This is a genomic window from Flavobacterium seoulense (genome assembly GCF_000695795.1).
In the GTDB taxonomy this organism is placed as follows: Bacteria; Bacteroidota; Bacteroidia; order Flavobacteriales; family Flavobacteriaceae; genus Flavobacterium; species Flavobacterium seoulense.
Map to the genome: position 1 here is coordinate 132,058 of NZ_JNCA01000003.1, position 11,904 is coordinate 143,961.

8 protein-coding genes are annotated in these 11,904 nt (G+C 32.3%); 3 read left to right on the forward strand and 5 right to left on the reverse strand.

Annotated elements, in window-relative coordinates:
• Positions 1–12 precede the first annotated feature (12 nt).
• Positions 13–876 carry a bestrophin family protein gene (locus FEM21_RS02540; RefSeq protein WP_035657396.1) on the forward strand — a complete coding sequence of 288 codons (864 nt, stop codon included), beginning with the start codon at positions 13–15 and terminating at the stop codon, positions 874–876.
• 124 nt (positions 877–1,000) lie between these two features.
• Positions 1,001–3,421: a phenylalanine--tRNA ligase subunit beta gene (pheT, locus tag FEM21_RS02545; protein ID WP_035657398.1), complete on the forward strand. Its 2,421-nt coding sequence runs from the start codon at positions 1,001–1,003 to the stop codon at positions 3,419–3,421.
• An 80-nt stretch (positions 3,422–3,501) separates the two neighbouring features.
• Here pheT and FEM21_RS02550 read toward each other — a convergent pair whose 3' ends face one another.
• The gene (locus FEM21_RS02550) at positions 3,502–4,056 is read right to left on the reverse strand and encodes a fasciclin domain-containing protein (protein ID WP_035657401.1); all 555 of its coding nucleotides are present in this window, start codon (positions 4,054–4,056) and stop codon (positions 3,502–3,504) included.
• A 258-nt stretch (positions 4,057–4,314) separates the two neighbouring features.
• Here FEM21_RS02550 and FEM21_RS02555 point away from each other — a divergent pair, with 258 nt between their 5' ends.
• Positions 4,315–5,379: a glycoside hydrolase family 130 protein gene (locus tag FEM21_RS02555; RefSeq protein ID WP_035657402.1), complete on the forward strand. Its 1,065-nt coding sequence runs from the start codon at positions 4,315–4,317 to the stop codon at positions 5,377–5,379.
• A 101-nt stretch (positions 5,380–5,480) separates the two neighbouring features.
• Here FEM21_RS02555 and FEM21_RS02560 read toward each other — a convergent pair whose 3' ends face one another.
• The 4 genes from FEM21_RS02560 to FEM21_RS02575 form a co-directional block, all read right to left on the reverse strand.
• Complete coding sequence (locus tag FEM21_RS02560) at positions 5,481–5,939, reverse strand: DUF5362 family protein (RefSeq protein ID WP_035657404.1); 459 nt, start codon at positions 5,937–5,939, stop codon at positions 5,481–5,483.
• A 118-nt stretch (positions 5,940–6,057) separates the two neighbouring features.
• Positions 6,058–8,175 carry an OmpA family protein gene (locus tag FEM21_RS02565; protein WP_035657431.1) on the reverse strand — a complete coding sequence of 706 codons (2,118 nt, stop codon included), beginning with the start codon at positions 8,173–8,175 and terminating at the stop codon, positions 6,058–6,060.
• A gap of 10 nt (positions 8,176–8,185) precedes the next feature.
• On the reverse strand, positions 8,186–9,121 hold the full coding sequence (locus FEM21_RS02570) for a PorP/SprF family type IX secretion system membrane protein (protein ID WP_035657408.1): 936 nt from the start codon (positions 9,119–9,121) through the stop codon (positions 8,186–8,188).
• 30 nt (positions 9,122–9,151) lie between these two features.
• Positions 9,152–11,797 (reverse strand): gliding motility-associated C-terminal domain-containing protein, encoded by a 2,646-nt coding sequence (locus FEM21_RS02575; RefSeq protein WP_035657410.1) that lies wholly within the window; start codon positions 11,795–11,797, stop codon positions 9,152–9,154.
• Positions 11,798–11,904 lie beyond the last annotated feature (107 nt).

The window sequence follows — 11,904 nt, forward strand, 5'->3', positions numbered from 1 at the left end:
AAATTGACACTCATGATTTCATATAATCCAAAAGGCTGGACTGCCTTTGTTTTTCGTTTTCATAAAGCAGATACTTTTAGGCAGCTTTCTCCATTATTAATAGCCATTGCAGCCTATGCTGCCGCTATTGCTTATCTCGAACTGGAGTACTGGGATTTGCCTGACGAAAGTCATGTCAAAAACATTTCAATGATGCACGGCATACTGGGTTTTGTAATTTCGCTTTTATTAGTTTTTAGAACGAATACCGCTTATGATCGCTGGTGGGAAGGTAGAAAATTATGGGGTTCATTAGTTAATAACAGTCGAAATCTAGCCTTGAAACTCAATGCAATTGTTGAAGATGAAAAAGACCGTGCGTTTTTTCGAAAAATCATTCCTGTTTATGCTTCTATTTTAGACAAACATTTAAAAGATGAAGAAACAAGCAAACAATTAGCCGAAAACATTACTTTACCCAATGATCCTCATACGCACAGGCCAAATCAGGTAGCCAAAATGCTTTTTATAAAAATCAACGAACTTTATAAGCATCAAAAAATTACAGGAGATCAATTAATTATTTTAAATAATGAGTTACAATCTTTCACTGATATTTGTGGTGCTTGTGAACGTATAAAAAACACTCCTATTCCCTATTCATATAGTGCTTTTCTTAAAAAATTCATCTTTTTTTATGTTATGACTTTGCCTTTTGGTTATGTGTTTAATCTTGGCTATTTTGTCATTCCTGTGGTTGTTTTTATTTTTTATGTATTGGCCAGTTTAGAATTAATTGCCGAAGAAATCGAAGAACCTTTTGGTCTTGATGCAAATGATTTACCAACTACCAAAATTGCCGAAAACATCAAAAAACATATTGAGGAAATTATTTAGATTTTATAAAATCAGTTTTATTAACATTCGAAAAAACATTGATTTTAAATAACAAAATCTGGGTTTAATAACTTTGAAGCTCGGTTGACAATGTTTATATTTGCAACCTTATTAAAATTTACAAATGAAAATATCATACAACTGGTTAAAACAATTCATTAAAACCGATTGGAATTCAGAACAAACAGCAGCATTATTGACTGATTTAGGTCTTGAAGTAGAAGTAGTTGAAAAATACCAATCAGTAAAAGGAGGATTAGAAGGTATTGTAGTAGGTCATGTACTTACTTGCGAAAAACATCCTGATGCCGACAAATTAAAAGTAACTACCGTTGATATAGGAACCGGAACACCAATACAAGTAGTATGTGGAGCCAGTAATGTTGCAGCAGGACAAAAAGTTCCTGTAGCTACCATTGGAACCGTTTTATACGATAAAGAAGGAAATTCATTTACCATAAAAAAAGGAAAAATCCGCGGACAGGAAAGTCACGGAATGATTTGTGCCGAAGACGAATTAGGTCTTGGAGAAAGCCACGACGGAATTATGGTTCTTGATCAGGATTTAGTTCCTGGAACTCCGGCTGCCAAAGTTTTCAAAATAGAAAATGACGAAGTATTCGAAATAGGCTTAACGCCAAATCGTGCCGATGCCATGAGTCATTTAGGTACAGCAAGAGATTTAAGAGCAGGATTATTACAAAATGGCGTAAGTGTCGAATTAATCACTCCATCGGTAAGTAATTTTAGAGTCGATATGCGTACTTTAAAAATTGACGTTAAAGTGGATGCACCACTTTTAGCGCCAAGATATTGCGGAGTTACCATTTCAGGAATTACTGTAAAACCTTCTCCAGCTTGGTTACAAGATCGCTTAAAAGCTATTGGAATTAATCCAAAAAACAATGTTGTTGATGTTACTAATTATGTTTTACATGATTTAGGACAACCATTACACGCTTTTGATGCTGCAAAAATCAACGGAAAAATTCATGTAAAAACAGTTGAAGCCGGAACAAAATTCACAACTCTGGACGACGTAGAAAGAACTTTACATGAAGAAGATTTAATGATTTGTGACGAAAAAGGACCTATGTGTATTGCAGGGGTATTTGGCGGACAAAATTCGGGAGTTACTAATAATACCACTTCTATTTTCTTGGAAAGTGCTTATTTTAATCCTGTAAGCGTTAGAAAAACGGCCAAAAGGCACCAATTAAATACAGATGCTTCTTTTAGATTTGAAAGAGGAATCGATCCTAGTATTACAGCTTATGCTTTAAAACGTGCCGCTTTATTAATTCAGGAAGTAGCTGGTGGACAAATCACTTCAGAGATTGTAGATATCAATACTAAAAAAGTAGACGATTTCTCAGTGTTTTTAAATTTTGACAAGGTTACTAAAATTATTGGTCAAAAAATTCCAAAAGATACTATTAAGCAAATCTTAGTTTCATTAGACATAAAAGTAAATAGTGTTTCGGATGCTGGTTTAGGATTAACAATTCCTGCTTACCGTGTAGATGTTCAAAGAGAAATTGATGTTATCGAAGAAATTTTAAGAGTTTACGGTTACAACAAAATTGATTTTTCTAATAAATTAAACGCTACGGTTTTTAATGCTCCTAGAAACGAAGATTATAAATTGCAAAATATCGTTGGAAACCAATTGAATTCTCAGGGATTCCACGAAATGATGGCAAATTCATTGACGACAGCTTCTTACATTCAGCTTTCTGAAATGCTGAAAGAAGAGCACAATGTAACCATGTTGAATCCATTGAGTAATGATTTAGCAACTATGCGTCAATCATTATTGTTTTCGGGATTAGAAGCTATTGCTTATAATATTAATCGAAAAAATGCCGATTTAAGATTATTCGAATTTGGAAAATCATACCATAAATTCCTTTCCGGATACGAAGAGCACAAACATCTTACGCTATTTTTAACGGGAAATAAAAATCAGGAAAACTGGACTAATCCACAAAAACCATCTGATTTCTTTTTATTTAAAGGTTATGTAGAAGGAATATTTTCGAGATTAGGAATTCAAAAAATACAAAGTTCTCCAGTAAAATCAGATGTTTTCTCTGAAGGAATTGCTCTTGGAACCGGCCATACTGACTTGGTTGAATTTGGTGTAGTAAAAAAATCTATTCTGAAACATTTTGGAATCAAACAAGAAGTTTTCTATGCTGATATTAATTGGGAAGCCGTTTTAAAAACTATTCCTAACAAAATCAAATACAGCGAAATCACTAAATATCCTGAAGTAAGAAGAGATTTAGCTTTATTAATTGATCAAAATATAAGCTACGATAGTATTTATAACATTGCCCGACAAACTGAAAAAAGTTTATTGAAGAATATCAATCTTTTTGATGTGTACGAAGGCAAAAATCTTCCTGAAGGTAAAAAGTCTTATGCTTTAAGTTTTACTCTTCAGGACGATTCAAAAACACTTACTGATGCTCAAATTGATAAAATCATGGGCAAACTGCAAAAGAATTTTGAAACTGAACTTGGAGCAAGTTTGAGATAAAAATCTTGAAGAAATCTATAAAAAAACCCATTCGCCGAGGCGAATGGGTTTTTCATTTGTAACCTATTAATAACAAACAACTATGATTTTGGCAACAATACAGTATTAACAACATGAATCACTCCATTAGATTGATTTACATCAGCAATTGTAACTTCTGAAGCCGAACCTTTCTCATCAGTAATGTATAGTTTTTTACCTTTCATCCAGGCTGTCAAAGTACCGCCACTTACAGTTTTTAAAGTAGCTTTTCCTTTTCCTTCTTTGATGGCTTTTGCAATATCAGCTGCGTTCCATTTTCCTGCAACTACATGGTAAGTTAAAACAGTTTGCAACATTTTTTTATTTTCCGGTTTCAATAAATTATCAACTGTTCCTTTTGGTAATTTATTAAAAGCCGCATTAGTTGGTGCAAAAACAGTAAAAGGTCCTTTGCCTTGTAAAGTTTCTACTAATCCGGCTGCTTTTACCGCCGCTACTAATGTTGTATGATCTTTAGAATTTACAGCATTTTCAATAATATTTTTATTAGGATACATAGGTGCTCCACCTACTGTTACTGCTTTTTGAGCATAAGAAGTTGCTCCTAATACTAATGTAAAAAATGCTACGGATAAAAATTTTGTAGTTTTCATAAATATGTTTTTTAAAGTTATATAAAGGCATTTACGATAGCAGCTTGACTTTGGTTTTAAAAAAATAATCTTTTTTATTACAATTATTAAAACAGAATTGTAAAAAACTCATCAGCAAACAATTAACCATTAAAATTTTATAAGCTTATACACTTGATTATGTAATTTTTCCAGAATCATTTTGATTTATTTTATACTTTCAATATTCGAAAGAATTATAAAAACTGAAAAAATCTCAATCATACAAAAAAATAAACCATGAGTGATATTGCCCAACGCTTTCCTGAAAATCCATTATTACTGCCAAAAGATTTACGAGCCAGTACACCCGATTTACAAATAATAAGCCTTTTAAATCCTGGTGTTTTTACTTTCGAAAATAAAACCTGGTTAGTGGTTCGTGTAGCCGAAAGCATGGCACAAAAAGAAGGAGTAATCTTTTTTCCTATTGTTAACTCATTAGGCAAAATCGAAATTATCGAAATTCCACTCAACGATCCTGATTTGGTTTACGATGATGCCAGAGTGGTTAAATATAAAGGTCTTGATTATCTGACTACTCTTTCCCACTTCAGATTATTATGCAGTGACGATGGCAAAAAATTTTATGAACCTGAAAATAGTCTTCTAACTGCAGTTGGAACTTTGGAACAATATGGAATAGAAGATTGTAGGGTAAGTAAATTAGATGACACTTATTACCTTACTTACACAGCAGTTTCAGAAAGTGGTGTTGGCGTTGGTTTACGCACTACAAAAGACTGGAAAAATTTTGATTTCAAAGGAATGATTTTCCCGCCACACAATAAAGATTGTGCCATTTTTGAAGAACTGATTGGTGGTAAATTTTACGCCTTGCACCGACCATCCAGTCCAATCATTGGAGGAAATTATATTTGGCTTGCCGAATCGCCTGATGGTATCCACTGGGGAAATCATCAGTGTATTATAAAATCGCGTCAGGGATTTTGGGACAGTGCAAGAGTTGGTGCAGGTGCAGCTCCCATAAAAACAGAAAAAGGCTGGCTCGAAATATATCACGGTGCCAATGCAGAACATCAATATGCATTAGGCGCTTTTTTAATGGATCTTGAAAATCCAGCAAAGGTAATCGCCCGAACAAAGGAACCTATCATGAAACCACAGGAAAATTATGAATTGAGCGGTTTTTTTGGACATGTTGTTTTTACCAATGGTCATGTTACTGATGGTGATAAGCTAACTATTTATTACGGAGCAGCTGACGAATTTGTTTGTGGAGCCTATTTTTCTATAAATGAAATTTTATCATCTCTTTATTATGAAGTTGAAAAACCGATATAATTTTTAAAACCTAAAAGCCTTTAAGATTTAAAAACTAGTATCTCTATATAAAAAAGCTCAATTCCGAAAATTGAGCTTTTAAAATTTATATTATTAGTGATTTAAGCTGCAAATGCTAATCCTATCAATGAGAATAAAAATATAACACCATAAAGTGAAATCATCACAATAGCACAAATTCCCATGAACTTATAATGCGATTTTAAATTTTCGAAAGAGGCGGTTAATTGTTCATTATCAATGTTATTAAAAGCTATTTTAAGTTTAGATGAAAATTGAAAAAGATAATAAACCGGAAAAAAATAAATTACAGCTATAACAAGATACAAAACCGTAATAAAACCTCCCGCCATCATAGGCATTGGTGTTGAATTCCCTCCAAAAGAACTTAATTTAGAAAATATAGTTCCGAAAAATAAAGCAAACAAAACTAATATTCCTACTCCTACAAAACCTACAATGGATAAAAAATAGGCCCATTTAGCGGTTTCTTTTAAAAATGATTTCGATTCTTCTGTAAGTCGTAAATCAAAATCTTCAAATGCTGTCGTTTCTTCCATAATTTTTTAGTTATTAATTAGATTTTAAATATATAAAATTCATAGGAATTTACATAAAAAAAAGGTTTCTAAAATAATTTATTTTTAGAAACCTTTTTCAATCTATAAACTCATTTGACTAGAGATTTTTGATTACAAATTCACTTCGTCTGTTTAATTCATGCTGTTCTTCGTTACAAGATTCAATTGGAATACATTTTACAATTTGAACTGTTTCGCCGTATCCTTTGGCAAAAATTCTTTCAGCTGGAACACCTTGATTAATGAAATATTCTCTGGTCGAATTAGCTCTTTTTGCCGAAAGATCTAAATTGTATTGATCATTTCCACGACTGTCCGTATGAGAACCAATTTCGACCACCATTTCCGGGTATTTTTTCATTAATTCGATTACTCTGTTCAAAATAGTTTTTGACTCTTTTCGAATGTACCATAAATCATAATCAAAATAAATAGGATCCGTTTTAATCAACAATCTGTCTTTGTCCCTTACAATGTCTTTTTCGACAGCAACAATAGTAGCTATTTTTTCTTTCTTCTTAATTTCAGCTGCTTCAGCCGATTTTTTAGCCACTAATTCTTTTTCTGCTTTTACTTTTTGAGCAATAATTACAGCCTCTTTTTTCTTTAATTCTATAGCTTCTAATGCTTCTTTCTTCTTTTGCTGCTCAAGAGCAATTGTTTCTTTTTTAATACTTTCAGCTGATTTTAAAGCCATCGAAGCATCATTTACTTTCTTTCTGTCTTTGTATAATTTCAACAACTTAAATTCCTTAGAATAGTTCTCTTTTGAAGCATGGACGGTATAGCTTTTATCGCAATCTACATCAAAAGAAAAACGTCCGTCAGCAGTAGTAAAAATAGCTTCTATTTCTTTTTTACCGGCATCTTGCAGACTCACTTTTGCATTTGCTAACGGAAGTTTAGAATCAACATCAGAAATAATTCCTGAAATATACTGCATACAATTTTCAACCACCAAAGGCTGAATTTCACTAAGTTCATAAATATCATCACTTCCCTTTCCTCCTTTTCTATTCGAAGCAAAATATCCGTGTTTAGTATCTGAATCTATCACAAATGAAAAATCATCATATCCTGAATTAATTGGTAATCCAACATTTAGAGGTACCATAAATTCATTGTTTTTTATTTCGGAAACAAAAACATCCAGAAATCCATAACCCGCATGTCCATTTGAAGAAAAATACAATTTGTTATCTTTTGAAACAAACGGAAATTGCTCTTTCTTATCAGTGTTAATTGTTGGTCCAAGATTTTTTGGTGTTCCATAATCAGAGCCTAAAATTGCTACACTATAAATATCGAATGAGCCTAAAGATCCAGGCATATCAGAAGCAAAATACAAGGTTTTTTCGTCATTACTCAACGCTGGATGCTCTACCGAATAATTATCACTATTAAATGGTAAAGCGGTAATGTTTTTCCATTTTCCGTTGATTAATTCAGCTTTAAAAATTTTCAGGGTCGAAACCTTATTATCATTTTTAAGTTTTACTCCGTTTTTAGAATTATTTCGGGTAAAATAAACCGTCTTTCCATTTTTAGTAAAAACAGCATTAGCTTCATGCAATGGTGATGCCAATTCTATGGCAAATTTTCGAATAGAATCAACCTTAGGATATTTGACAGGAACCGACATTAAATCAAGGTAACTTTCATTATTCCACTTGTACACTTTTTCGAAAGTATAGGGTTTTCTGGTAACTCCCGAAAAAACTATTTTTTGACCATATTCTACTGCTCCAAATTCAGAATTAGGCGTGTTTATTGGCATGTTTTTAATGTTGAATCTATTGCCTAATGCGGAGATATTTTCTAAAACATTAATGTCTTTATCCAGTTTTTCTACAGCTTTTTGATTATTGTTACTTACAAAATAATCACGCATTACTTTATTAGCTTCTTCATAATTTCCAAATGCTTTTAATGTTTGCGAATACCTGAAATGATATTCGGCCGTAGCAGCTTCGGGAAATCTTGAAATCAGAAAACGATATTGTCTTTGCGCATTGGCATAATCATTAGTATAATAATACGCATCAGCTAAGTTTCTAACTACTTCAAAAGAACGGTTATTTTCAATAATATCTTCATATACAGGAATGGCTTCGCTGTAATACGTTCTTTCAAATAAGTTTTTGGCTCTTTTTAAATCTTGTGCCTGGGTGAATTGTAGTGTAAGTACAATTATAATAACGTATATTCTTTTCATTGCTGTCATATTAAAAGAATCTTGGTGATTTTTCATATCCTTTGCCTAATAAATCCAAATTAAACAACAAAAACATTTCATGTGTTCCTGAATTGAACTGACCAAAATTAGAAGTCGTGTAATCATAAGCATAACCCACACGAATACTAGACGAAACTGCTATACTCATCAAACCACTTACAGCATCATTAAATCTATAAGAAGCACCTAATTCGAATTTTTCATTAAATAATACATTAGCCGAAAGGTCTAATGAAACTGCCGAACCAGCAACAATTTTAGACATAAATGCCGGCTTTAGTTTAAAGGAATCTGATAAATTAAAGACATATCCACCTGTAAAAAAAACATGAAGTTTCTCAGAACCAAAGGCATTAATTCCCGAACTTTCTTCAATATGTTTTGACGAAAATAAATTAGGAGCCGATAATCCTAAATAATAATTATCCGTAAAATAGTAAGCACCTACTCCTACATTTGGAAAAATACTATTTACATTTTCAGCAAATGCCTGATCTGTGGATGAATCACCGCTTTCAAATTTGAATCCGTTAAAATTAGTTTTAAACGAAGTAAATCCGGCTTTTACTCCTAATGATAATTTTGATTTACTGCCTAAATCTAAAACATAAGCAAAATCAGCATAGAAATTATCTTCTTTTTTAGCTCCGTCACCTATGTCATCTGAAATTACCGAAAGTCCCATTTCTACTTTTTTTGTCAAAGAAGTGTGTCCAAAAAAGTTAAAGGTTTTAGGAGCTCCAACAGCTCCTGCCCATTGCGAGCGATATAGAATACCTAAATCCAACATAGCCTGAGTGCCTGTTGCATACGCCGGATTGACAATATTCATATTGTACATATAATGTGTATATTCTGGATCTTGTTGAGCAGAAGCCTTTATTACAAACAATAAAAGACTAATACTTAGTATTATTTTTTTCATTCGAAGTCTAGTTTAAATGTAATAAATCAATTATCGGTTTAGATATAATCTTCCTTGAATTGGCTTTTTATTGTCTTTGTTTAAATAAAGAACATAAAAGTAAACTCCGTTAGGCGCAATTCCATCAATTCCTATTCTATAATCAGAATTTCGACCGTCCCATTCTGGTTTTTCTTTATTTCCTCGGAAGAGTAAATTCCCATAACGATTGTAAATTTCTAAACTAAAATTAGGATAGATAAATTCAATTTTAGGAATTCTAAACACATCGTTTACCTGATCTCCATTTGGAGAAAATCCATCAGGAATGAAAAAATCCGGGGTAACATTACAATTTGAAAGCGAAACCGTAACTTCTAAAGGATCCGAATAACAATTTGTTGCAGTTGAAAAATTATACGCATAATAAGTTTTTCCTTCTGTCAAAACTACATCCGAGGTTAATTGATTACCATTGGTAGCGGCATCAAACCAGTATAAAATTCCGCTGGCATTTGTTTTATCGCTTAAATTTTGAATTGTTGGTTTGTCCAATCCGCAAAAAATGTGACCATCAGTATCTAATGTTGGCGAATCCCCTGTATTAATCGTTACTGAAACCGCTGTTCTACCCGATTCACATCCTGTAGTCGTATTGACTTCTTTTACGTAATAAGTTCCTGCAACTAATAGTGTCGTACTATTCAAAGGTGTAGTGCTTGAAACAGAATTAAACCATTGGTATTGTGAACCACTTGGCGTTAAACTGGCAATAGTAGCCAAATCATTTTTGCAAAAACTGAAATTATTACTTACCGGATTTGCAGGAATAGCACTTACCAAAAAGGCTTTCGATTTATTTAAAGCAACGGCAGTACAACCATTTGAATTATCTAATATCGAATTCAATATCAATATAGTACTTCCTGCATTAGTAAATGATGAAGCCGGAATAGTAAAATTGGCATTTCCTGCATTGACTACAAGTGTAATACTTTGATTCGAAAGTACATTAGCATCAGTTAATGAATAATTCACCGTGATATTTGTCAAACTTCCTAATCCTGAAAGCTGAATATTTGCTTGCTGATTGACACAAATATTATTGACATTTATTACAACTGCAGCAATATTAGCTAAAGGTTTAACTGTAAATACTTTTGATAAAGAAGCCGTATTAATACAGCCAGTAGTTAGATTCGTGATATTAGTAATTGTGAAATTAGTATTGGTACCAGCATTGGGAATCAAATTAGCGGGTATTGTAAAAAGCCCCACACCATTAGTAACCGTAAAATCCAATTGCTGATTTGAAACTACGTTATCTCCTGACAAATTATAAGTTATACGATAATTTCCATTAGTCAAATTAGTGTTGCCTGAAATCTCGCCCTGAGCAGACAACCCTTTACAAACCGGATCAATTGTTACAGTAGCATTATTAACACTTGGTAACGGAGAGATCGTTAAAACATCCGAAATAGTACCTAAAATATTAGTACAAACATTTAACGATGTAGTACTTCTAATATTGGTAATGCTAAATGTATAATTGCCAATAACTGGTAAATTGACGCGATCTATATTAAAAGTAAAATCTCCTGCTAAAAAATCACTATTTACAGTAAAACTATTTACAGTTGTTCCGTTATTAATGCTGTAAGTAACATCATAATTTCCATCAGGAATTGGTTGTAAACCTCTTTTTAGAATCGCTATATAATTAGCTGTAGCGATTTGATTTTCACAAATATCCGAATTCACTACTAAGGTACTTCCTGTAAAATCCAATGGTTTATCAATAATAATTTCAACCTGAGTTTTGGATTCAGTACAAATTGGATTTACTGATAAAACGGTATAAACAAAATTATATGTTCCTGCACCAAAAGTATTATAAATTCTTTGAACATTAATTCTGTTATCAGTAGAACTAGTTATCTCATTAGTCCCTGATAAATCACTCCATCTTCCTCCTGTATCTTCACCAGAAAGTCTATCATTTAAATTTAAATTAGTATAAGCCGACATATTATCAGTACTACAAATTCTTAAATGTAAAGGTTCCCCTGATATTGGTTTTCTAAAAACAGATACCATAACCGAAGCTGATTGTGCAGGACAATTTTCTAAAGCTGGAATCGTATAAGTATAAGAATAGGTACCCACTCCTAAAGCTTTTGGATTAATTATATTTCCTGATAATGATAATGAAGTTGTATTAGCAGTCCAAAATCCGTTTTGAAGTGGCGCTAATTGAGTTCCATCAAAAGCAGCAAATAAATTAAATGCCTCTACATCATTACAAATAGAAATATTTGGACTAGGAACTCCTGTGTAAGGACCTATTTTTACTGTAACTGTAGCTTCATTATCGGCACAAGCAGAAGGATCCTGAACATAGGTAAATGTGTAAATACCACTTTCTCGTAATGTTTGAGCATCCAGCATTCCGTCAAAAATACTTTCCTCTAATGGTTTTGAATTATCAATCCATGTTCCACCCGCAGTTGGTGAACCACCAAGTAGATTAAAAAGATTAATATTTTTATGAACTGGATTTTGAATATCACAAATGGTTATACTGGCATCAGTACCTGTACACTGTGAATAACTACTTATGGATAAAAAGAATAGAGAAAAAATAGAGAATTTTATAAAATGATTTTTTATAAAAAAATGTAGTTTTTTTACCATATTGTGTTTTTTAGGTTAAGTTTGGGGTATAACTCAATGCTAATGTAAGAAATAAAGCAGTAATAAAATCAAAAAAAAAGCAATAGTTGTCTAGTCCTGAAAAAGTG